Source organism: Micromonospora sp. CNZ296 (genome assembly GCF_007827635.1).
Genome location: NZ_VISW01000005.1, coordinates 87722 through 110864, shown reverse-complemented (window position 1 = coordinate 110864; position 23143 = coordinate 87722). Strand labels below are relative to the sequence as shown.

The window sequence follows — 23143 nt, the reverse complement described above, 5'->3', positions numbered from 1 at the left end:
GATGCCTTTTTGAGGAGGACTGCGGTGCGAGTGACCGGTACGGGGCATGCCAGCATGCGGATCGACACGGCCGCGGGCAGCATCCTGTGCGACCCGTGGGTCAACCCCGCCTACTTCGCCTCGTGGTTCCCCTTCCCGGACAACTCCCTGCTCGACTGGGCGACCCTCGGCCAGGTCGACTACCTGTACGTGTCGCACCTGCACCGGGACCACTTCGACGCGAAGCACCTGCGTGACTTCGTGTCGAAGGACGCCACCGTCCTGCTGCCCGAGTTCCCCACCTCGGAGATGGAGGACGAGTTCCGGGAGCTGGGCTTCACCAAGTTCCTCAAGGCCCCGAACGAGCAGGTCGTGGAGCTGCCCGGCGGCCTGAAGATCATGATCCAGGCGCTGACCAGCCCGACCGACGGCCCGATCGGCGACTCCTCGCTCTGGGTCGAGTACGACGGCGTCCGGCTGCTCAACCAGAACGACGCCCGTCCGACCGACCTCAGCGTGTTCGCCGAGCTGGGCCACGTGCACGCGCACATGCTCCAGTTCTCCGGCGCGATCTGGTACCCGATGGTCTACGAGCTGCCGCAGGCGGCGAAGACCGCGTTCGGCAAGCAGAAGCGGGACCGGCAGTTCGACCGCACCTGGCGCTACATCGACGACCTGAAGGCCGACCACGTCTTCCCGATCGCCGGCCCGCCGTGCTTCCTCGACGACGAGCTGTGGCAGTTCAACGACATCTTCGGCGACGAGGGCAACATCTTCCCCGACCAGTCGGTGTTCCTCGCCGAGTACGCCAAGGTCGGCGGCACCAACGGCATCGTGTTGCTGCCGGGCAGCGTCTCGGAGATCACCACCGAGGGCGCGACCACCACCCACCCGGTGCCGGTGGAGGAGTTCTTCGCGAACAAGGTCGCCCACCTGGAGGAGATGCGGGAGCGCAAGCGCGGCGTCATCGAGGCCGAGAAGGCGTCCTGGCGGCACCCCGAGGTCGACGTGCTCGGCGAGATGAAGCGCCGGGTCGAGCCGCTGCTCGACGAGTCGATCTACCTGGCCAAGGGCGTCGGCGGGCCGGTCCGCTTCGACCTGGTCGGCTACGACGGCGAGAGCGTCGAATCCATCGTGGTGGACTTCCCCGGCAAGGAGGTCCGGCCGTACGCGGACGAGAAGGTCCGCTACCGGTTCCGTACCGAGCGGGCGCTGATCGAGCACCTGCTGCACATCGGCGAGGTGGACTGGGTCAACTCCCTCTTCCTGTCCTGCCGTTTCTCCGCGGCCCGCATCGGCCAGTACAACGAGTTCGTCTACGCCTTCTTCAAGTGCCTGTCCGAGGAGCGCCTCCAGTACGCCGAGGGCTGGTACGACGAGCACGAGCGGGCGGTCGACGCCGAGGACATCACGCTCGACGGCTGGGTGGTGCAGCGGCGCTGCCCGCACCTGAAGGCGGACCTGAGCCGGTTCGGCATCGTCGACGGCGACCAGCTCACCTGCCAGCTGCACGGCTGGAAGTTCGACCTGGCCAGCGGGCGCTGCCTGACCAGCGTCGGGCACAAGATCCGCGCGCACCGCGCCGACGCGGAGACCCCGGCGCCGGCCGGGGAAGCGGCCATCTGACGAGTTCCGCCCCGTCCGCCGTCCCCGGCACGCGACCATCTGTCGTGAGGGGGCGGCGTGACGGGTGCGGACAGGGAACCGGCGTACCGGTTCGGGCGCGGCAACGAGATGGCGCGCGACGCCTCCCGGGTGGAGGCGTTCAGCGACGCGGTGATCGCCATCGTGCTCACCCTGATGGCCGTCGAGCTGCTGTCGTTCGACCCGGACACGCCGCAGGACGACGGGCTGCCGGCCGCCCTGCTGCACGAGTGGCGCGCCTACCTGGCGTACGTGATCACGTTCGCCATCGTCGGCCAGGTCTGGCTGACCCACCACAACATGTGGCGTTACGTCCGCCGGGTCGACCAGATGCTGCTGGTGCTGAACCTGCTGCTGCTGATGTTCGTGGCGGCGATCCCGTTCACCGCGGACCTGCTCGCGGACAACCTGCGCGGCACCGTCGGCGACCAGCGGCTGACCGCCGCGCTGTACGCGGGCGTGGTGCTCGGTGAGGCGCTGTTCTTCAACCTGAGCTGGTGGTGGGCGCGCCGCCGCGGGCTGCTGCAACCGGGCCTGGACCCGAGGCTGGCGCGGGCGGTGGCCCGCCGGTTCCGCCTCGGTCCGCTGCTCTACCTCATCGCGTTCGCGATCGTGTTCGTCGACCCGGTGCTGAGCCTGCTGGCGTACCTGCTGCTGGTCGGCGTCTACCTGGTGCGCGGGCCGGGCGACCTCCCGCCCGCCGGCCAGGAGGCGCCCGAGACGCCGTGAGCGGTGTTGAGGCGGTTGTTAAGAAGGGGCCCTTCCTCTACCGGAGGCGTTAATAAGGGGCCCTTCCTTACATCTCGGCGAGGATGCGGCGGGCCGCGTTGTGCCCGGCCGCGCCGATCACGCTGCCCGCCGGATGGCAGCCGGCGCTGCCCGCGTACACGCCGTCCACCCCCGTGGCGTACGGCATCCGGTCGGTGAACGACACCGTGTTGTCGACGTGGTGGATGTGCCCGCCGGTGATGCCGAAGTGCGCCTCGATGCCGGGCGGCGGCAGCGGCACCGCGTCCGCGACCAGGTCACCGGCGCCCGGGGCGTACCGCTCGCAGATCGCGATCAGCCGCTCCACGTAGCCGGGCAGCGCCGCCTCCCAGGTGGTGCCGGCCAGCTCGTAGGGGACCGACTGCACGAACAGGGCCGACGAGTGGTGCCCCGCGTCGTCGGACAGCGACGGGTCGACTGTGGTGTGCAGGTACCACTCGATCGTCGGCTCCTCCGGCAGCCGCCCGGCCCGCACGTCCGCCCACATGCCGCGCAGCGCCGCCATCGGCGACTCGCCGCCGTCGCCGACGAGTGAGGCCGAGCCGGGCAGCAGGTGGATGGTCGACCCGAACGGGCTCGGCGCGTCGTCCGGCAGGCAGGAGAAGCGCGGCAGCCCGGTCAGCGCCAGGTTGAGCTTGAGCGTGGTGCCGGTGCGGCGGACCGCCGCCATCCGCGCGTCGAGTTCCGCCGGGAGCGCGCCGTCGGGCAGCAGCTCCATCAGCCGGTACGGGTCACAGGCGCCGAGCACCACGGAGGCGTCCACCTCCCGCCCGTCGGCGAGCGTCACCCCGGCGGCGGCGCCTCCGGCCAGCCGGATCGCTGTGACCGGCGCGTCGGCCACGATCCGCGCCCCGGCGCGCACGGCGGCCTCGGCGAACGTGCGGGACACCGTGCCCATGCCGCCCCGGGTGATCATCCAGGTGCCGTCCGCGCCCGGCAGCCGGCACATGTTGTGCACCAGGAAGTTGTGACCCGTTCCGGGATCGTCCGGGCCGGCGTTGAGCCCGGACAGGCCGTCGGTGACCGCGTACATGCCGACCAGCAGCTCGGAGCGGAAATCGAAGCGGGCCAGGTGGTCGGCGACAGAGCCGCGTACCAGGTCGACGAAGACCTGCCGCAGCGCGGGCCGCACGTAGCGTTCGGCGGTCTCCTCGACCGGCAGCGGCTCGGCCAGCCACGCCGGGGCGAGATCCTCCCGCAGCTGGGCCAGCTCGGCGTGCAGCGCGTCGTCGGCTGCGACGTCGGCGGGGGAGAACATCTCCGCGAGCTGCCGCCGGCTCGCCGCCACGTCGCTGCCGGCCAGCAGGTACGGCGAGCCGAGCCCGCCCGGCGTGGGCAGGAAGTAGTGCGGGTCGCGGCGCAGCACCGGGATGGTCACGTCGAGCGTGGCCAGCAGCTCCGGCGGCATCAGCCCGAGCAGGTACGACCCGGTGGAGTGACGCAGCCCCGGCACCTTCGGGAACGGGTTCTCGGTGCGGGTCGCCCCGCCGATCACCGCTGACGCCTCCAGCACCAGCACGTCCAGGCCGGCGCGGGCCAGCAGGATCGCCGAGACCAGGCCGTTGTGTCCGGCGCCGACCACCACGACGTCGGCGCGGGACGGCAGCTCACTGGCGTCGCTCATGGAGTGCGGGCTGGGCATGCGCTCACGGCCCTCGCTTCGCTCGGTGCGTTCGCTCATGCCGCGGAGCGTAGCGGCGGCCCGTCCCGGACGGGAGGGTTCGCGGCGGGGCGCTACCGTTCCGGGCATGTCCCCGGCTGTTCAGATCGCGCTCGCGGTGGCGCTCGTCGTGGTGGTGCTCCTGCTCCTGCTCGTGCTGCGGCGCGACCGTCCCCGGGACCTGGTCGCCCCTGATCGCCCGGCCGGCGACGGGCAGGCCGAGGTGCTCCGGCTGGCCCGCGCGGGGCGTACGGTCGAGGCGGTCAAGGTGCTGCGCGAGCAGACCGGGCTGTCGCTGCTGGACGCGAAGCGGGCGGTGGACGCGCTGGCGGCCGGCGGATCCTGGCCGCCCGGCCCTCCGGCGCCCGGAAAGGGCGTCGACGAGGCGGTGCGGGCCGAGGCCGCGCGGCTGCTGTACCGGGGCAAGAAGATCCAGGCGATCAAGGTGGTACGGGAGCACACGCACATGTCGCTCGCCGACGCGAAGCGGTACGTCGAGGGCCTCTGACGGCCGGACGGCAGTCACCGGGCGTTCACCCTATAGTGGCAGTTGTCGATGCATTTCCGTCCTACCGTCGACGGGACACCCACCGCCTCCGGGAGGTAATCCCCGATGGATCGTCGTACCGTCCTGCGCGCCACAGCCGCCGGTGGCGCCGCCGCTCTCGCCGGTGGTCTCTGGGCCGCCGCTGCCGCCCCGGCCCAGCCCGCCCAGCCCGGCCCCGGCCCGTACGGCGACCTCCTGGCCGCCGACGCCAACGGCCTCCAGTTGCCGGCCGGCTTCACCGGCCGGGTGATCGCGCGTTCCGGGCAGCGCGTCGCCGGCACCTCGTACACCTGGCACCCGGCGCCCGACGGCGGCGCCTGCTTCCCGTCCGGCGACGGCTGGATCTACGTCTCCAACTCGGAGGTCCCGCTCGTCGGCGGCGCCTCAGCGGTGCGGTTCGCCGCCGACGGCGCGATCGCCGCCGCGTACCGGATCCTCGGCGGCACGAACGTCAACTGCGCCGGTGGCCCGACCCCGTGGGGGACGTGGCTGTCCTGCGAGGAGGTGCCGCTGGGCCGGGTCTTCGAGACCTGGCCGGAGGGCGGCCGGTCCGGCGAGGGGCGGACCCGGATGGGCCGCTTCAAGCACGAGGCGGCGGCCTGCGACCCGGTGCGGCGGGTGGTCTACCTGACCGAGGACGAGGGGGACGGCTGCTTCTACCGGTTCGTCCCGGACACCTGGGGCGACCTGCGCACCGGCCGGGTGCAGGTGCTCTGCGCCCCGGACGGCCAGGTGACCGGGCCGGTGACCTGGCGGGACCTGCCGGACCGCGACGGGTTCCCGGTGCCCACCCGCTACCAGGTGGGCGCGGCGCAGACGTTCGACGGCGGCGAGGGCTGCTGGTACGCCGACGACACCTGCTGGTTCACCACCAAGGGCGACAACCGGGTGTGGGCGTACGACGCGGTGAACCAGCGGCTCGACCTCGCGTACGACGACTCGCTGGTGCCGGCCGGGGCCGCGCCGCTGACCGGCGTCGACAACATCACCGGCACCGCGGGAGGCGACCTCTACGTGGCCGAGGACGGCGGCAACATGGAGATCAACGTGATCACGCCGGCCGGTGTGGTGACCCCGTTCCTGCGGCTGCTCGGGCAGTCCGGGTCGGAGCTGACCGGGCCGGCGTTCTCGCCGGACGGCAGCCGCCTCTACTTCTCCTCGCAGCGCGGCACCAGCGGCGCCCGGGCCGGGACCGGCGGCATCACGTACGAGGTGCGCGGCCCGTTCCGGCGCTGACCCGCAGCCGTCAGGCGCGGGCCGCCACCCGGGCGGCCCGCCATCGGCTCGCCGCCAGCGTCGCGGAGTAGCCGGACAACACGATCACGTGGAACAGGTACAGCCAGAGCAGCACCGCCACGCCGCCGCCGATCTCGTCGAAGCCGCCGAACGGCACGCCCAGGTCCAGCGGCAGCGAGCAGAACAGCACGAAGCCGTGCAGGAAGCCGGACAGGTTCGCCGCGGTGAACGAGCCCAGGGCCACTGTGGCGAGCCAGTCCGGGGAAGCCGGGCCGACCACCCGGAACACCCAGATCAGCACCGGTGTGAGCACCAGCCACACCGCCAGGAACGACAGCACCACGCCGAGCGCGCCGACCCAGCCGCCCTGGCGTACCAGCCGGGTGGTCAGCGGCAGCCCGAGCAGGATCGACAGCAGCAGCGCCGGGGCCGGCGCCAGCAGCGGGAGCAGCAGCAGGCGGCCCCGCCAGCCGACCAGCGCGCCGGACTCGGCGCGCGGCTCGGCCACCGAGACGAACGCGCGGCGCAGCCCTTCCCCGTAGAGCGAAGCCGGCAGCAGCGAGGCCAGCGCCAGCAGCGGGGTCAGCCCCAGACCGGCCTCGACGAGCGCGTCCGCCGCCCGGTGGGCGCCGATCTCGGTGGGCAGCGTGTCGATCGCGTACCCGGTCAGCCGCCGTACCCGGTCCGCCCCGGCGAGCAGCCCGGTCAGCCAGATCGCCAGCAGCGCCACCGGCACCACGGCGATCGCGCCGTAGAAGGTGATCGCGGCGGCGTGCAGCGACAGGTCGCGACCGCGGACCGGCCGGAACGCCGCCGCCGTGATCCGCTTGGTCCGTTCCCACCCGTCGCCCATCGCCCTCTCGTTCCCCGTACGCCCCCGCGCCACGCATTACGATCCGGCGGCATGACGATCGCCACGACCGACCGGCTGGTGCTCCGGGACTGGACCGAGTCGCCGGACGACCTGGCCCGGATCTACGACATCTACTCCCGGGACGAGGTGATGCGCTGGCTGGGCGGCGGCAAAGGGCGGATGACCGACCCGTCCGAGGCGCGCGAGCGGGTCCGGATGTGGCACGAACGCTGGGCGCCGTACGGCGGTCGCTGGGGCCTGTGGGCGATCGAGCCGCGCGACGGCGGGCCGGTGGCGGGGAGCATCCTGCTCAAACCGCTACTGGGACGCGACGGCGTCACCCTGACCGACGACATCGAGGTCGGCTGGCACCTGCACCCCGACGCCCAGGGCCGCGGCTACGCCACCGAGGCGGCCCGCGCGGTGCTGGAGCGCGAGTTCGCCGCCGGCACCCCGAGGGTGTACGCGGTGGTGATGGCCGGGAACGACCCGTCGATGGCGGTGGCCCGGCGCCTCGGCATGACGCACGCGGGTGTGCGCACCGACTGGTACGGCGGCGTCGAGCTGGAGACCTTCGTCCTGGAGCGCCCCGCCTGACCGTTCGGCGGAACTGCTCCCGCCCCGGCGATCATGAGGTTGGCGGCGACAAATCGGACCGCCGACGCCGCCAACCTCATGATCAACGGGAGTGGCGGTGGGGACGGACAACGTGTGCGAGCAGGGCGGATCGGGGCAGCGCCGCTAGGTGAGGGGTAGCACGACTACCCGCTGAGGGGGTGAGCCCGATGGCCCAGGCCGCATTCGCGCCCGAGCCGGCACCGCAGCCCGCCGAGCCGTCGTTCGACGTGCTCCGCTGGCACGACGAGCCCTGGACCGCGCAGCTCGCTCTCGATCTCCTGCCGGAGACCAACGGCCCGAAGGTCGAGTTCAGCGTCGACCCGGCCGACCTGCTCGACGAGGAGGCGCCGCAGGCGTGATCGACACCGGTTCGCCGAAGTGGTGGCATCGCGGCGACCCTGATGCCGCCACCTCGGCGAAGTGGAGTCGATCATGCCGCCGGGCACTCCGGGACGAACCGGGGTGAGGCGCTGGGGAACAATGGTCCGGTGACCACTCCCCGAGATCTCGTGCTGCTCGGCTCGACCGGCTCGATCGGCACCCAGGCCATCGACATCGTCAAGCGCAACCCGGACCGCTTCCGGGTGGTGGCCCTCGGCGCGGGTGGCGGCAACGTGGAGTTGCTCGCCGCGCAGGCGCTGGAGCTGGGCGTGGAGGCGGTCGGTGTGGCCCGCGCGTCCGCCGCGCAGGATCTTCAGCTCGCGTTCTACGCCGAGGCGAGCCGGCGTGGCTGGGCCACCGGCGACTTCAAGCTGCCCAAGATCGTGGCCGGGCCGGACGCGATGACCGAGCTGGCGCAGTGGCCGTGCGACGTGGTGCTCAACGGCGTGGTCGGCTCGCTGGGCCTGCCGCCGACGCTGGCCGCGCTGCACGCCGGTCGTACCCTCGCGCTCGCCAACAAGGAGTCCCTGGTGGCCGGCGGCCCGCTGGTCAAGGCCGCGGTGACGCACCCGGGGCAGATCGTTCCGGTGGACTCCGAACACTCGGCGCTGGCGCAGTGCCTGCGCGGCGGCGCCCGGGGCGAGGTGCGGCGGCTGGTGGTCACCGCCAGCGGCGGCCCGTTCCGGGGGCGGCGGCGTGACGAGCTGACCGCCGTCACGCCGGAGCAGGCGCTGGCACACCCGACCTGGAACATGGGCCCGGTCGTCACGATCAACTCCGCCACGATGGTCAACAAGGCGCTGGAGGTGATCGAGGCGCACGAGCTGTTCGACGTGCCGTACGCCGACATCGAGGTGATGGTCCACCCGCAGTCGGTGATCCACTCGATGGTCGAGTTCACCGATGGGTCCACGCTCGCCCAGGCCAGCCCGCCGGACATGCGACTGCCCATCGCGCTCGGCATCGGCTGGCCGGACCGCGTACCCGGCGCCGCCGCGGCTGTCGACTGGACCACTGCCCACACGTGGGAGTTCTTCCCGCTCGACGACGCGGCGTTCCCGGCTGTCGCGCTGGCCAAGGCGGCGGGGGAGGCCGGGCGCTGCCGCCCGGCGATCTACAACGCGGCGAACGAGGAGTGCGTGGCCGCGTTCGTCGCGGGCCGGCTGCCGTTCCTCGGCATCGTCGACACCCTCCAGCGGGTGCTGGAGGACGCTCCCGATTTCGACGAACCAGGTACCGTCGAGGACGTGCTCGCCGCCGAGTCGTGGGCACGGGCGCACGCCCAGGAGATCATCGTCGGGTCGGTGGAAGGAGCTCGATGAGCTATCTGCTCGGGGTGGTGCTGTTCGCCCTGGCGATCCTCATCTCGGTGAGCCTGCACGAGGCGGGGCACATGCTCACCGCCAAGGCGTTCGGGATGAAGGTCACCCGCTACTTCGTCGGCTTCGGCCCGACGCTCTGGTCGTTCAAGCGGGGCGAGACCGAGTACGGCATCAAGGGCATCCCGCTCGGCGGCTTCTGCAAGATCGTCGGCATGACACCGCAGGACGACGACGTCGAGCCGGGGGACGAGAAGCGCGCCATGTGGCGCTACCCGGTGTGGAAGCGGACGATCGTGATGTCCGCGGGCTCGATCACCCACTTCGCCCTGGCCCTGATCGCGCTCTGGATCATCGCGGTGTCGGTGGGGCTGCCGAACCCGAAGTTCCCCAGCACCGAGGCCGGCTTCCGGGCCGAGCCGGCGGTGATCGCCATCGCGCCGTGCGTGGTGGTGGAGAACGCGGCCCGCGCCTGCGAGTCCGGCGACCCCGCCAGCCCGGCCGAGAAGGCCCAGCTCAAGGACGGCGACCGGATCACCGCGGTGAACGGCAAGCCGGTCTCCACCTGGGGCGACATGCTCGACGTGGTCCGGGCCACCCCGCCCGGCACGGCCACCGTCGCCTACGTCCGTGACGGCAAGCCGGCCGAGGCGCGGGTCGACCTGGCCTCGGTGCAGCGTCCGCCGCTGGGCGACCCGAAGGGCGCCGCCTCGGCGGTCTCCGCGCTCGGCGTGGCGCTCTCGCCCAGCACCCCGACCCGGGTCGAGTACGGCCCGGTCGCCGCGTTCGGCGCCACCGCCGACTTCACCGGCACCATGGCCGTGCAGACCGCGCACGCCATGCAGCGCATCCCGCAGAAGGTGCCCGCGTTGTGGAACGCGATCACCGGCGGCGAGCGCGACGTGGACACCCCGATCAGCGTGGTCGGCGCCAGCCGGCTCGGCGGCGAGGCCGTGGAGAACAACGCCTGGCTGGTGTTCTTCATGCTGTTCGTGTCGCTGAACTTCTTCATCGGCGTGTTCAACCTGCTGCCGCTGCTCCCGCTGGACGGCGGCCACATCGCCATCGCCTGGTTCGAACGGGCGCGGTCCTGGCTCTACGCACGCATCGGCCGCGCCGATCCGGGCCGCGTCGACTACCTCAAACTCATGCCGTTCACGTACGCGGTGATCCTGATCGGCGGCGCGTTCACGCTGCTCACAGTCACCGCTGATGTCATCAACCCCATCACGCTCTTCTCAAGGTGAGTGCCTGAAGTGACCGCTGTCAGTCTCGGTATGCCCCCCGTACCGCCGCCGCCGCTGGCCCCGCGCCGGGCCAGCCGCCAGATCATGGTCGGTTCGGTGCCGGTCGGTGGTGGCGCGCCGGTCTCGGTGCAGTCCATGACCACCACCCTCACCGCCGACGTCAACGCCACGCTCCAGCAGATCGCCGAGCTGACCGCGTCCGGCTGCCAGATCGTCCGGGTCGCCGTGCCGTCGCAGGACGACGTGGAGGCGCTGCCCGCGATCGCCAAGAAGTCGCAGATCCCGGTGATCGCCGACATCCACTTCCAGCCGAAGTACGTCTTCGCGGCGATCGACGCCGGCTGCGCCGCGGTCCGGGTGAACCCGGGCAACATCCGGCAGTTCGACGACAAGGTCAAGGAGATCGCGCGGGCCGCCGGCGACGCGGGCGTGCCGATCCGGATCGGCGTCAACGCCGGCTCGCTGGACAAGCGCCTGCTGGCCAAGTACGGCAAGGCCACCGCCGAGGCGCTGGTGGAGTCGGCGCTGTGGGAGTGCTCGCTGTTCGAGGAGCACGGCTTCCGGGACATCAAGATCTCGGTGAAGCACAACGATCCGGTGGTGATGATCCGCGCGTACCGGCTGCTGGCCGAGAAGTGCGACTACCCGCTGCACCTCGGTGTCACCGAGGCCGGCCCGGCGTTCCAGGGCACGATCAAGTCGGCGGTGGCGTTCGGCGCGCTGCTGGCCGAGGGGATCGGCGACACCATCCGGGTCTCGCTGTCCGCCCCGCCGGTCGAGGAGATCAAGGTCGGCAACGCGATCCTGGAGTCGCTGGGCCTGCGCGAGCGCGGCCTGGAGATCGTCTCCTGCCCGTCCTGCGGGCGGGCGCAGGTCGACGTCTACAAGCTGGCCGAGGAGGTCACCGCCGGGCTGGAGGGCCTGCCGGTGCCGCTGCGTGTCGCGGTCATGGGCTGCGTGGTGAATGGTCCGGGCGAGGCCCGCGAGGCCGACCTGGGTGTGGCCTCGGGCAACGGCAAGGGCCAGATCTTCGTCAAGGGCAAGGTCGTCAAGACCGTGCCCGAGGCGCAGATCGTGGAGACGCTGATCGAGGAGGCGCTGCGGATCGCCGACGAGATGGGCGCCGAGATTCCCGAGGAGCTGCGTGACCTGGTGCCGGGCGGCGCCACTGTCACAGTGCACTGATCCGCATTCCCGCGTCGTCGTGCGGCCGTCCCCGGCAGGGGGCGGCCGCACGCGCCGTCTCAGGGCCGGGGCACGGCGGCGAAGGGGGAGAGGGTGAACCAGCCGGGCGCGGCGCGCCGCAACGCCTCCGGTCCGGCCACCTCCACCGCGCCGCCGCGCAGCGCCGCGGCCCACTCCAGGTCGCCCATCCAGACCTGGACCAGGGCGCGCAGGTCCGCCGTGACGGTCACCGTCACGTCGTGCCCGGGGTCGCTGTCGCAGACGTCGGCCTCGCCCGCGGCGATCACCATCCACCAGTCGCGCTGCGTCGTGGGCACGTCCCGGAAGCGGAACCGCACGACGGTACGCCCCGGCGGAACAGCGTCGTGGTCGACGTGGCGGTGCATGTCCCACAGCAGCAGCTTCGGGTCCAGGTCGGCGTCGCCCAGCTCGCCGATCCAGCGCACGCCCCAGGCGCCGAGCGCCTCCACCACGGGCCGCAGTTCGCGTCCGGCGGCGGTCGGGACGTAGCGCACGTCGGCGCCGTCGACCCGCCGCTCCACCACCCCGGCGCGGACGAGCTGGTGCAGCCGGCGGGACAGCAGCGTGGGCGACATCCGGGGCAGGCCCCGGCGCAGCTCGTTGAAGCGTTCCGAGCCGCTGACCAGCTCCCGGACCACGAGCAGCGTCCACCGCTCGTCGAGCAGTTCCATGGCCTTCGCCACGGGGCAGAACTGGTGGTAGGAGGCCCCCATGGCGGGCACGCTACGCCCGGCCCGCCACCCCGGCCAGCCGCCTGTCGGGAGCGGTACAGATCTCGTACTGGGGGCCGGGTCGTCCGCTGCCTAGCGTCCTGTGCAGGGACGACAGGTGAGGAGCGACCGATGATCGAGGAACGGGAACAGGACGCCGCGGTGAAGGCCCGGCACCGCGCGATGTGGGCGATGGGGGACTACGCCGCCGTGGCCGCGCAGGTGATCCCGGAGCTGGGGGCGACGCTGGTCCGGGCCGCCGGGGTGGCGCCGGGCATGCGGGTGCTGGACGTGGCGGCCGGGACCGGCAACGCGGCTCTGCCCGCGGCCCGGGCCGGTGCGGAGGTGGTGGCCGGCGACCTCACCCCGGAGTTGCTGGCGATCGGGCGGGCGGAGGCCGAGCGGGAGGGCTTGACGCTGACCTGGGAGGAGGCGGACGCGGAGGCGCTGCCGTACGCGGACGCCGCGTTCGACGCGGTGCTGTCGTGTGTGGGCGTGATGTTCGCGCCCCGGCACCGGGCCGCAGCCGACGAGGTGCTGCGGGTGTGCCGGCCGGGCGGGACGATCGGGCTGGTCAACTGGACTCCGGAGGGCTTCGTGGGCCAGTTGTTCGCGGCCATGCGGCCGTACGCGCCGCCACCGCCGCCGGGCGCGCAGCCGCCCCCGCTCTGGGGCGACGAGGACCATGTCCGGGAGTTGTTCGGCGACCGGGTCGACGCGTTCACGTCGGCGCGTGACGCCGTGGTGGTGGACCGGTTCGCCACGCCGGGGGAGTTCCGGGAGTTCTTCGCGACCCGTTACGGGCCCACTGTGGCGGTCTACCGGGCGAACGCCGGCGATCCGGAGCGTACGGCCGGGCTCGACCGGGCTCTGACCGACCTGGCCGCCCGGCACCTGGACGGTGGCGTGATGCGCTGGGAGTACCTGCTCGTCACCGCGCGCCGCGCCTGACGGCACGCCGGTCGTCGTCCGGCCGGCGTGCCGTTCCGGCGGCGGTGCTCACTCGGACTCGGCGAGGATGGCGTAGAGCTTGCGCCGGGTCTCGTCGAGCACCTGGGCGGCACGGGCGCGCTGGTCGTCGGTGCCGGTGGTCATGACCTGCCGCAGCGCCTGCATGGCCTGCGCCCCGGCGTCGCGGATGTCGTGCCAGCTGTTGACGGTCTGCTCGGCGAACTCCGCCCAGGGCGGGGCCTGCGCCGCGCCGGCCGCCTCGGCCTGGCCCGCCTCGGTCAGCGCGAACCGCTTGCGCCCGCCCTCGGAGTCGGGGGCCGTCGCGATGAGCCCCTCGTCCTCCAGCAGTTGCAGCGTCGGGTAGATCGAGCCGGGGCTGGGCCGCCAGGCCCCGCCGGTGCGGGAGTCGATCTCCTGGATCATCTCGTAGCCGTGCATCGGCCGTTCGGTGAGCAGGGCCAGCACGGCCCCGCGCACGTTCGGCCGCCGGCCGCGTCCGCGCCCGCCCCGGCCCCGCCCGTGGCCGTGGGGTCCGGGGGAGAAGGGCGGCGGACCCGGGGGTACGGGCGGGAAGCCGAAACCGCCACGGCGGCGCATCTCGTCGTGCATGGCGTGCATGCGTCGATGGAAACCCATCAGGGCTCTCCTTCTGTCGTCGTATCACTGATGCATCAACGATATATCGGCAATGCATCGCCGACAAGACGTCACGTAACCGGGCTGAAAACCGTACGTACGTACTGTTAGGGTGCCGGTGTGCGCCTGCTTCCCGAACCGGGCCCGTCCCGGACCCTCGCCCTCTCCACGCTCGTCAACACCGTCGGGCGGGGCACCTGGCTCACCGCCAGCGCGCTGTTCCTCACCCGGTCGGTCGGGCTCTCGGTGACCCAGGTCGGTGTGGCGCTCACGCTCACCGCGCTGGTCAGCCTGGTGGCGAGCACGCCGATGGGCTACCTCGCCGACCGCCTCGGCCCGCGCGGGCTCCAGATGGCCGCGTTGCTCGCCTCGGCCGGGTGCACGGCCGCGCTGGTCACGGTGCGCTCGTTCACCGGCTTCCTGGTCGTCGGCGTGCTGATGGCGGTCGCCGACGCGGGCACCCGGGGCGCCCGCGGTGCGCTGATCGCCGGCGCCGTCCCGCCCGACCAGCGGGTCCGCACCCGCGCCTACCTGCGCGCTGTCACCAACGTCGGGATCTCGGTGGGCACGGTGCTGGCCGGGTTCGCGCTCGCCGCCGACACCCGCGCCGCGTACGTCACGCTGATCCTGCTCGACGCCGCCACCTACGTGCTGGCGGCGGCGGTGCTGCTGCGGCTCCCGCCGGTGCCGCCGATGCCCGCCCCGGCGCACGGGCCGCGGCTGATCGCGCTGCGGGACCGCCCGTTCCTCGCCTTCACCGTCCTGGACGGGCTCATGTCCATGCACTTCTCGCTGATCAACATCGCCCTGCCGCTGTGGATCGCCGGGCACACCAGCGCGCCGAACTGGCTGATCTCCGTCTGCCTGCTCGTCAACACCGTGGTGGTGATCCTGTTCCAGGTCCGCGCCTCGCGGGGCACCGAGGACCTGACCGGCGCGGGCCGGGCCGCCCGCCGGGCCGGTGTCCTGCTCGCTGCCGCCTGCGCGCTGTTCGCCGCAGGGGGCGGTGTACCGGTGGCGGTGGCGGTGCCGCTGCTGCTGGCCGGAGCGCTGGTGCACGTCGTGGGGGAGTTGTGGCACGCGGCGGCCGGCTGGGGCATCTCCTTCGGCCTGGCCCCGGCGCACGCACACGGGCAGTACCAGGGCGCGTACGGGATGGGCATGCAACTCGGCTCGATGGTCGCCCCGGTGGTCGTGACCACGCTCGCGATCGGCTGGGGCGTGCCCGGTTGGCTGGTGCTCGGCGTGGTGTTCCTGCTGCTCGGCGCAATGGTGCCGCCTGTGGTGCGATGGGCCGCCCGGACCCGGCCGCCCGCACCCGAACCGGTGCCGGTGCCGGCCGGCTGAGCGCCGTGCGGCAGGTGCCCGGTCGGCCCGCGCACGCCGGGGTGGATCTGGCAGGCTGGTAGCCGTGCTCACCATGCCGGTACGCCAACTGGGGGAGTCGGAGCGCCGCGCGGTCGAGCGGCTGCTCGACCTCGACCCGTACGCCGGTGCGCAGGTCGCCGAGCGGGTGGCGGCGCGCGGGCTGGCCTGGTGGCGGGCCGAGGCGCGGATCCTCGGGTACGGCTCCCGCCGGCACCTGGAGTCGATCTGCTGGCTGGGCGGCAACCTGACCCCGGTGCTCGCGTCCGAGTCGGCGGTGACCGCGTTCGCCGACCAGTTGAGCGCCGAGGAGCGGCTCTGTTCCTCGATCGTCGGCCGCGCCGACGCGGTGCTCGGGCTCTGGGACCGCCTCTCCGCGCACTGGGGGCCGGCTCGGGACGTACGCCCGAACCAGCCGCTGCTGGCGACGGACGCGCTGCCCGCCGTGGCGCCCGACCCGCACGTGCGGCGGGTGCGCGGCAGCGAGGTCGACCTGCTGTTCCCGGCGGCGGTGGCGATGTACACCGAGGAGGTCGGGGTGTCGCCGCTGGCCGAGGACGGCGGGCGCGGCTACCGGCGGCGGGTGACCGAGCTGGTGCGCGCCGGCCGCGCCTACGCCCGTTTCGTCGACGGGCGGGTGGTCTTCAAGGCGGAGCTGGCAGTGGTGACCCGCCGGACCGCGCAGGTGCAGGGCGTCTGGGTGGCGCCCGAGTGGCGTGGCCGGGGCATCGCCGCCGCCGCGATGGCAGCAGTGGTCCGCGACGCGCTGGAACGGGTCGCGCCCACAGTGAGCCTGTACGTCAACGACTTCAACCTGCCCGCCCGCCGGGTCTACGAGCGCTGCGGCTTCCGCCCGGTCGGCACGCTCGCCACAGTGCTGTTCTGAGGATCACTCCCGCCAGACGTCCCGAACCGGACACCCGGCGCTATGCTGGGCATGTTTTTATACTGACCAGTCAGTTCGGAATTCGGGGTCCTGATGAACATCGTCGAGGCCGTCGGCCTGGGTCTGCGCACCCGCCGGGGCTGGGTCTACCGGGACGTCGACCTCACCGCCGCGAGCGGTGAGCTGCACGCCGTCACCGGCCCGCCCGGCAGCGGACGCACCTCGCTGCTGCTCGCGCTGGCCGGGCGCTTCCCGCACAACCACGGCGAGCTGCGCCGCCGCGGCCCGGCCGCGCTCGGCCAGGTCGCGGGCGTGCACGAACCCGACCCGACGCTCACCGTCGCCGAACACATCACCGAACGCCTGCTGCTGCTCGGCCCGGTGCCCCGCCGCCGGCGCCGGCTGGTCCCGGTGGCAGCGGTCCGGGCCCGCCGGGCCTACCGCCGCGACGCCTACGCCGCAGCCATCGCCGGCGCCGGACTCACCGACGCGCCCCTGGACCCCGACCGGTACGGCCGCGACCTCACCCCGGTCGAGCGGCAGGTGCTCGGGCTCGTGCTCGCCAGCCTCGGTGGCCCCAGCCTGATCGTCGCCGACGACGTGGACGCCGGCGCCGACCGGCCCGAGCGGGAGTGGATGTGGGGCGCGCTGGAACGCCTCGCCGACCAGGGGTACGCGGTGGTCGCCAGCGCCCGCGCCGTCGAACCCGGGGTGACCGCCACCGTGCACCGCATCGGCGACCCGGCCCTGCCCGTCCCCGCCCTGACCGTGCCCACCGAGGTGTCCGCATGAGCGTCCTGCGACTGGCCCTGTTCGAGCTGCGCCGGATGACCCGGGGCCGGCTGCCGCGCGCCGCCCTGGCAGTGCTCACCATCGTCCCGCTGCTCTACGGCGCGCTCTACCTGTACGCGTTCTGGGATCCCTACGGGAAGATGGACCGGATCCCGGTCGCGCTTGTCAACGCCGACCGCCCGGCCACCGCCGGCGACGGCAGCGAGGTGCACGCCGGCCGCGACCTCACCGAGAAGCTGCTCGACCGCAAGGTGTTCGGCTGGACCGTGACCGACCAGGCCGACGCCACCAAAGGGCTGCGCGACGGGCGCTACCACCTGGTCTTCTCCATCCCGGAGGACTTCTCCGCCACCCTCGCCGCCGGCCCGGAACCGGACCGCCCGGCCCGGCAGGGCGAGCTGAAGGTCGTCAACGACGACGCCACCAACTACCTCTCCGGGCTGCTCGCCCGGTCGGCGTTCAGCGAGATCCGGGCGGCCGCCGCGCAGAGCACCGCTGCCACGTACTTCGACAAGATGCTGATCGGCTTCACCGACGCCAAGGCCGAGACCGGCCGCGCCGCCGACGGCGCCGGGAAGATCGCCGACGGGCTCGGCAGCTCCCAGCAGGGTGCGGGAAAGATCGCCGACGGGCTCGGTGACGCCGAGGACGGCGCCGGTCAGCTCGCCGGTGGACTCAACCAGACGGTCCAGGGCGCGGACAAGCTCGCCAAGGGCCTCGACCAGCTGCGGACCGGCGCCGCCCAGCTCGCCGACGGCGCCGGGCGCGCCGCCACCGAGACCAAGGCCGCGGCCGCGACCGTGAACGCCGCCGCCGACAGGTACGAGCCGGTGCTGCGCCGCAACGCCGACAAGATCGAGAAGGCGGCCACGCTCGTCGCCGACGGCGCGCAGCAGCTCGCCGCCGGGCTGGACGCGCTACCCGGCAAGGCCGCCGAGGTGGTCGCGACCGCCGAGGAGGTCAGCGGCCGGCTCGACGCGGTCGCGAAGGAACACCCCGAACTGGCCGACGACCCGGACTTCGCCGCCGCCCGCAAGGCCGCCGACCGGGCCGTCACGCAGGCCCGCTCAGTGGTGGCCGCGCTGGACAAGACCGACATGGCCACGTTGCGCAAGCAGATGACCGACGTGGCGAAGACCGCCCGCGAGGTGGCCGCCGCCGCGCCGCACCTGGCCGACGACGTCGCCTCCGCCCGCGCGAAGGTCAACGAGCTGGCCGGTGGGCTCACCACGCTGGCGCAGGGCAGCGCCAAGCTCCGCGACGGGCTGGGCGACGCGTCGACCGGCGCCGACCAGTTGCGCGGCGGCCTCTACCGGCTCGCCACCGGCGCCCGCCAGCTCGACGGCGGCCTGGCCCAGCTCGGCAGCGGCAGCAACCGCCTGGTCGACGGGCTGACCCGGCTGGAGGGCGGCGCCGGCGACCTCGCCGACGGGCTCGCCGCCGGGGAGCGGAAACTACCCGGGTACGACGACGCGGCCACCCGCGCCGGCGTGCTCGGCGACCCGGTCGGCCTGATCCGCGACTCGCAGAACCCGGCCGGCTCGTACGGCGTCGGCTTCGCCCCGTACTTCCTGTCGCTGGCGCTCTGGGTCGGCGCGATGATCACGTACATGCTGTTGCGGCCGGTCAACCGGCGGCACGTGATGTCCGGCGCCCCCGGCTGGCGGGTCGTGCTCGCCGGGTGGCTCCCGGCCGCGGGCATCGGCCTGGCCCAGGTCACTGTGCTCTACACGGTGGTGACGCTCGGGCTCGGGCTCGACCCGCGGCACGGACCGGCCACGTTCGGTCTGCTCGCCCTCACCTCGCTGGCGTTCACCGCGATCATGCAACTGCTCGGCGTGGCGCTCGGCCCGGCCGGGCGGCTGGCCGCGCTGGCGCTGCTGATGCTCCAGCTCACCTCGTCCGGCGGCACCTACCCGGTGCAGACCTCGCCCGGCTTCTTCCAGGCGATCCACCCCTGGCTGCCGATGACGTACGTGGTGGACGGCCTGCGGCACACCGTCAACGGCGGTACGACCGCCCCGGTGGTCACCGCCGCGCTGGTGCTGCTCGCGTTCGGGCTGGGCGCCATGGCGCTCACCGTCGGCGCGACCCGCCGGTCCCGCCGCCTGACCCCGGCCAAGCTGCACCCCGAACTGACCATGTGAGGATGAGCCGGTGACGGACGGACGGACGCGCCGGCGCGAGGACACCCGCCAGCGGCTCTTCGTGGCGGCGGTGGACCTCATCGCCGAGCAGGGCTTCTCGGCCACCACTGTGGACGACATCGCGGCCCGCGCCGGTGTGGCGAAGGGGACCGTCTACTACAACTTCGAGTCCAAGACCGTCCTGTTCGAGGAGCTGCTGCGGCACGGCATCGGCCTGCTCACCGCCGAGTTCCGGGCCGCCGTCGATGGGCTGCCGCCGCTGGAGGCGCTCGGCGCGCTGGTCCGCGCCCAGCTGGAGTACATCCGCCGCTACCGCGCCTTCGCCCAGCTCCTGCTCTCGGAGATGTGGCGGACCAACAGGGAGTGGCAGCAGACGCTGCGGCTGCTGCGCGGCGAGGCCGTCGCGGTGATCGCCGACACGGTGAAGGCCGGCGTGGACAGCGGCGACCTGCCCGCCGACCTGGACGTGCGTACCGCCAGTTCGGCGCTGTTCGGCGTCGGGCTGGTGGTAGCAGTGGACTGGCTGGTCTTCTCGCCGGAGCGGCCGATCGACGAGGTGCAGGAGTCGCTGCTCGGCATCGTCCGGCGGGTCGCCCGGACCTGACCAGCGGTCGGTAATTCGGTTGATTCCGGGCCGCCGGAAGGGTGAGGGTGAGGGCACCGCCCCCACCGATCCGAGTCCGGAGGACCTTCCATGCGCCTGCTCCGAGATCTCTGGGCCACGGCGCCCCGGCGGATGACGGCGGTCCTGCTGCTGATCGTGCTCGGCGCCGCCGGCCAGGCGGCCGCCTCCGCGCTGGCCGGGCCGGTGCTGGTGCACCGCTCGTCCGGGTGGTTCGTCGCGCTCGCGGTGGCGCTCGTCGCCGCTGTCGTCACCGACCTGCTGATCGGCCTGATCATGGCCCGGCTCACCGCCGACTGGTCGGCCGACGTGCGGCGGCGGCTCTGCCGGGTCGCGCTCGGCCAGGACCTGCCCACCCTGGAGACCACGCCGGTCGGCGAACTGCTCGACCGGATCGACAACGACGTCTACCAGGTCGCCGCCGAGATGCGGAACACCGGCGTACGGCTGGCGCAGGGCCTCGCGGTCTGTGTCCTCGCGACGGTGAGCGCGCTGATCGTCTGGTGGCCCGCCGGTGTCGGCATGATCGTGCTCACCTCCCTGCTCGCGGTGACGCTGCGCCGCCCGACCGCCCGGATCGCCCCGGCCCGGATGGCCGAGGAGGAGGCGTGGTCCGACCTCGCCGCAGTGATGGAGGAGGCGGTGCACGGGCAGGACGACGTGCGCACCAGCCTCGCCCGGCCGTACGTGCTGCGCCTCTACGCCCGCCGCGCGGCCGAGGTGATCGCCCGGTGCGGCCGGGTCTTCCGGCTCTCCGCGCGGGTCACCGCGGTCGCCGCCGGCGCGGTCGGGCTCGGCGTCGCGGGCGTGGTGCTGGGCGGCGCGTGGGCGCTGTCCACCGGCCGGGTGGACGCCGCGCGGCTCACCGCGATCTGGCTGCTGGCCGTCGCGTTCGGCGCGACCGTCGAGCAGATCGCCCGCTGGGTGCCGCACCTGCAACAGGCGTTCGGCGCCTGGGGCCGGGTGCAACTGCTCGCCGGATCGCCGCAGGAGCCGGACGGCGGCGACACCCCGGTCGACGGCGACCTGACCGTGCGCGGGCTCACCTACCGCTACCCGTCCGGCGGGGACGACCGCGGTCCGGCGCTGCGCGACGTCCACCTCGACTTCGTCCGCGGGCGCTCGTACGCGCTCGTCGGGCGGACCGGCTCGGGCAAGTCGACGCTGGCCAAGGTGCTGACCCGGGCGGTGGAGGTACCGCGCGGCACGGTGTTCCTCGGCGGCACCGACCTGGTCGACCTGGACGTGGAGGAACTGCGCCGGTGGATCGCCGTGGTGCCGCAGCGCACCGAGATCCTGGCCGGCACGCTCGCCGAGAACGTGGCGCTGTTCGATCCGGAGCTGCTGGACGCGGCCGAGCGGGCGCTGGCCGAACTGGGCCTGGCCGGCTGGATCGCCGAACTGCCCGACGGCGTGCACACCCGGCTCGGCGACGGCGGCTACGTGCTCTCCGCCGGGCAGGAACAACTCGTCGCGTTCGCCCGCATCCTGGTCCGCGACCCGCACGTGGTGATCCTCGACGAGGCCACCGCGCGGCTCGACCCGGTCACCGAGAACCGCGTACGAGAGGCCACCGAACGGCTGCTCACCGACCGGATCGGCATCGTCATCGCGCACCGGCTCTCCTCGGTGCGCCGCTGCGACGAGGTGGTCGTGATGGCCGACGGCGCGGTGCTGGAGGCCGGCCCGCTGCGCGAGTCGGCCCGCTTCGCCGAGCTGCTCGCCACCAGCCACGCCGGGGCGTACGCCGGGGTGGGTTCCCGGCGCGGCGGCGTGGACCTGCTCGACGCGCCCGCCTGGGACGACGCGCCCGCCACACCGGCCGCGCCCTCGACGCGGCCGGCCGCCGTGCCGCGCACCGATCCGCCACCGGCGCCGCCCTCGCCGCCCGCGCGGACCATGCGGGAGATCTTCCGGCTGGGCACCAACGATCCGCGGTACGGCCTGCTCTCGGTCGGCCTGTTCGTCGTGATGACGGTGCTCGGCCTGGACGGCGCGGTGCTGCCCTGGCTCTGGGCCGACCTGGTCGGCGGCGGCGACCCGTGGCTGCCGGCGCTGGGCATCGTGGCCGCGCTGCTGGTGGTGCTGCCGCTGCCGTACCTGACGAACCTGTGGTTCCCGCAGTGGTGGATCCGGCAGATGCTGCGGATCAGCGCCCGGCTGGTGCACGGGCAGACCGGCGCGCGCCGGGTCAGCGGGCACACCCCGGCCGAGGTGGTGGCCCAGGGCGGCGACACCGACCGGGTGGTGCACCTGGCCGACAACCTGATGGACCAGTTCATCTCGCTGGTCATCGTGGTCGCCATGACGCTGGTGACGGGCAGTCTCGTACCGGCGATGTTCTTCGTCGGCACGATGGTGGTGTCCGGGCTGGCGGCGACGCTGTTCGGGCCGCGGCTGGAACGCACCGCGGCAGGGACGGTGAAGGCGCGCGCCGCGTTCGCCACCGCGCTGGTGTCCGCGTTGTCCGCCGCCCGTACGGTCAAGCTGGCCGGCGCCACCCGCCCGGTGCTGCGCCACCTCGCCCGGCTGGACGAGGTACGCAGCGAGCGGCAGCGACGCGAGATCGCCATGCAGGTGTGGGCCCGGTCCACCCCGTCGGTCGCCAGCGGCCTGCTGCCGATCGGCGCGTGGGCGCTCTACCTGGCCGGTGAGCTGTCGGCGGGTGCCACACTGGTGGCCGTGTCCACCCTGGGCGCGGCCCGCTGGTTCGCGTGGACCACCGCGTCACTGGTGTCGCAGCACCCGTCGGCGCGGGTGTGGACCAAGCGGACGGTGGCGATGACCGGCGAGGCCGTGTACGCGGCGCCGGTGCCCGGCCTCGATCTGGTCGCGGGCACCGCGCCCGCGCCCGAGCCGCCGCCCCGGCATCCGCTGTGCCGCCTGGAGCTGTCCGGCTTCGGCGCGCTGCACTCCGACGGCATGCTCGCCGTCCGTGACGTCGATCTGGTGGTCGAGCGCGGGCAACTGGTGCTGGTCGTCGGCCCGGTCGGGTCCGGCAAGTCGTCGCTGCTGCGCGCGCTCGCCGGGATCGTGCACCACGTCGGCGAGCTGCGCTGGAACGGTGACCCGGTCACCGAGCCGGAGATGTTCCTGCGCCCCAACCAGGTCGGGTACGTGGGCCAGCTACCCCGGGTGCTCTCCGGCACGGTGGCCGACAACATCGCGCTCGGCCACCAGGTGGACGCCGCCGGAGCGGTCTCGACCGCCCAGCTCGAACACGACCTGGCCGCGGCCGGGGGCGGGCTCGGGCTGCTGATCGGGCACAAGGGAACCCGGTTGTCCGGCGGTCAGCTCCAGCGGCTGGCGCTGGCCCGGGCGCTCGCGCCGCGTACCGAGCTGCTGGTGGCCGACGACGTGTCGTCGGCGCTGGACGTCAGCACGGAGCTGGCGCTGTGGGCGGCGCTGCGCGAGCACGGGGTGACTGTAGTCGGCTCGACCGCGAAGCGGGCCGCCCTGGTCCGGGCCGACCACGTGGTGGTGCTGATCGACGGCACTGTCGCCGACCAGGGCACCTGGACCGACCTGGAACCCCGCTGGAACCACCTGGCCGGCTGACCGCCCCCACCCCACCGG

The 23143-nt window shown here is 73.4% G+C and carries 20 protein-coding genes; 16 read left to right on the top strand and 4 right to left on the bottom strand.

Annotated features, from left to right (window positions below; genetic code table 11):
* Positions 1-24: 24 nt before the first annotated feature.
* Positions 25-1605 (top strand): Rieske 2Fe-2S domain-containing protein, encoded by a 1581-nt coding sequence (locus FB455_RS10665; protein ID WP_145753146.1) that lies wholly within the window; start codon positions 25-27, stop codon positions 1603-1605.
* A 108-nt stretch (positions 1606-1713) separates the two neighbouring features.
* Positions 1714-2352 carry a TMEM175 family protein gene (locus tag FB455_RS10660; protein ID WP_049794868.1) on the top strand — a complete coding sequence of 213 codons (639 nt, stop codon included), beginning with the start codon at positions 1714-1716 and terminating at the stop codon, positions 2350-2352.
* A 67-nt stretch (positions 2353-2419) separates the two neighbouring features.
* Here the strand turns inward: FB455_RS10660 and FB455_RS10655 are convergent, their stop codons facing one another.
* Positions 2420-4015: a phytoene desaturase family protein gene (locus FB455_RS10655; protein ID WP_145753346.1), complete on the bottom strand. Its 1596-nt coding sequence runs from the start codon at positions 4013-4015 to the stop codon at positions 2420-2422.
* Positions 4016-4139: 124 nt separating this feature from the next.
* Here FB455_RS10655 and FB455_RS10650 point away from each other — a divergent pair, with 124 nt between their 5' ends.
* Positions 4140-4559, top strand: a complete 420-nt coding sequence (locus tag FB455_RS10650) for a hypothetical protein (RefSeq protein WP_047894158.1) — start codon at positions 4140-4142, stop codon at positions 4557-4559.
* Between the two features lie 105 nt (positions 4560-4664).
* A complete protein-coding gene (locus FB455_RS10645; RefSeq protein WP_145753144.1) occupies positions 4665-5834 on the top strand; it encodes an alkaline phosphatase PhoX in 1170 nt (389 codons plus the stop codon).
* Positions 5835-5844: 10 nt separating this feature from the next.
* Here FB455_RS10645 and FB455_RS10640 read toward each other — a convergent pair whose 3' ends face one another.
* Positions 5845-6687: a YhjD/YihY/BrkB family envelope integrity protein gene (locus FB455_RS10640; RefSeq protein WP_114919662.1), complete on the bottom strand. Its 843-nt coding sequence runs from the start codon at positions 6685-6687 to the stop codon at positions 5845-5847.
* A gap of 51 nt (positions 6688-6738) precedes the next feature.
* On the opposite strand from FB455_RS10640, the gene FB455_RS10635 reads away from it, so the two are divergent.
* The 5 genes from FB455_RS10635 to ispG all read left to right on the top strand — a co-directional run bounded on the left by FB455_RS10635 (position 6739) and on the right by ispG (position 11437).
* Positions 6739-7284 (top strand): GNAT family N-acetyltransferase, encoded by a 546-nt coding sequence (locus tag FB455_RS10635; RefSeq protein WP_145753142.1) that lies wholly within the window; start codon positions 6739-6741, stop codon positions 7282-7284.
* 188 nt (positions 7285-7472) lie between these two features.
* On the top strand, positions 7473-7664 hold the full coding sequence (locus FB455_RS10630; protein ID WP_013474401.1) for a hypothetical protein: 192 nt from the start codon (positions 7473-7475) through the stop codon (positions 7662-7664).
* Between the two features lie 129 nt (positions 7665-7793).
* A complete protein-coding gene (gene dxr / locus FB455_RS10625) occupies positions 7794-9008 on the top strand; it encodes a 1-deoxy-D-xylulose-5-phosphate reductoisomerase (protein WP_013474402.1) in 1215 nt (404 codons plus the stop codon).
* Positions 9005-10252 (top strand): M50 family metallopeptidase, encoded by a 1248-nt coding sequence (locus tag FB455_RS10620; protein WP_013284622.1) that lies wholly within the window; start codon positions 9005-9007, stop codon positions 10250-10252. Before dxr ends, FB455_RS10620 begins: the two co-directional genes overlap by 4 nt.
* 9 nt (positions 10253-10261) lie before the next feature.
* Positions 10262-11437 carry a flavodoxin-dependent (E)-4-hydroxy-3-methylbut-2-enyl-diphosphate synthase gene (gene ispG, locus FB455_RS10615; protein WP_013474403.1) on the top strand — a complete coding sequence of 392 codons (1176 nt, stop codon included), beginning with the start codon at positions 10262-10264 and terminating at the stop codon, positions 11435-11437.
* Between the two features lie 59 nt (positions 11438-11496).
* On the opposite strand, the gene FB455_RS10610 is transcribed toward ispG, so the two are convergent.
* Positions 11497-12171: a winged helix-turn-helix transcriptional regulator gene (locus FB455_RS10610; protein WP_013474404.1), complete on the bottom strand. Its 675-nt coding sequence runs from the start codon at positions 12169-12171 to the stop codon at positions 11497-11499.
* 129 nt (positions 12172-12300) lie between these two features.
* Between FB455_RS10610 and FB455_RS10605 the strand changes: the two genes are divergently transcribed.
* On the top strand, positions 12301-13119 hold the full coding sequence (locus FB455_RS10605) for a class I SAM-dependent methyltransferase (RefSeq protein ID WP_145753140.1): 819 nt from the start codon (positions 12301-12303) through the stop codon (positions 13117-13119).
* Positions 13120-13167: 48 nt separating this feature from the next.
* Here the strand turns inward: FB455_RS10605 and FB455_RS10600 are convergent, their stop codons facing one another.
* Positions 13168-13755 (bottom strand): PadR family transcriptional regulator, encoded by a 588-nt coding sequence (locus FB455_RS10600; protein ID WP_013474406.1) that lies wholly within the window; start codon positions 13753-13755, stop codon positions 13168-13170.
* Positions 13756-13875: 120 nt separating this feature from the next.
* Here FB455_RS10600 and FB455_RS10595 point away from each other — a divergent pair, with 120 nt between their 5' ends.
* The 6 genes from FB455_RS10595 (at position 13876) to FB455_RS10570 (ending at position 23125) form a co-directional block, all read left to right on the top strand.
* Positions 13876-15102 (top strand): MFS transporter, encoded by a 1227-nt coding sequence (locus tag FB455_RS10595; RefSeq protein ID WP_145753138.1) that lies wholly within the window; start codon positions 13876-13878, stop codon positions 15100-15102.
* A 64-nt stretch (positions 15103-15166) separates the two neighbouring features.
* Complete coding sequence (locus tag FB455_RS10590) at positions 15167-16006, top strand: GNAT family N-acetyltransferase (RefSeq protein WP_030269880.1); 840 nt, start codon at positions 15167-15169, stop codon at positions 16004-16006.
* A gap of 93 nt (positions 16007-16099) precedes the next feature.
* On the top strand, positions 16100-16798 hold the full coding sequence (locus FB455_RS10585) for an ATP-binding cassette domain-containing protein (protein ID WP_013284629.1): 699 nt from the start codon (positions 16100-16102) through the stop codon (positions 16796-16798).
* The gene (locus FB455_RS10580; protein ID WP_145753136.1) at positions 16795-18945 is read left to right on the top strand and encodes a YhgE/Pip family protein; all 2151 of its coding nucleotides are present in this window, start codon (positions 16795-16797) and stop codon (positions 18943-18945) included. Before FB455_RS10585 ends, FB455_RS10580 begins: the two co-directional genes overlap by 4 nt.
* Positions 18946-18955: 10 nt before the next feature.
* Positions 18956-19549, top strand: a complete 594-nt coding sequence (locus tag FB455_RS10575) for a TetR/AcrR family transcriptional regulator (RefSeq protein WP_013284631.1) — start codon at positions 18956-18958, stop codon at positions 19547-19549.
* Between the two features lie 90 nt (positions 19550-19639).
* A complete protein-coding gene (locus FB455_RS10570; protein WP_145753134.1) occupies positions 19640-23125 on the top strand; it encodes an ABC transporter ATP-binding protein in 3486 nt (1161 codons plus the stop codon).
* Positions 23126-23143 lie beyond the last annotated feature (18 nt).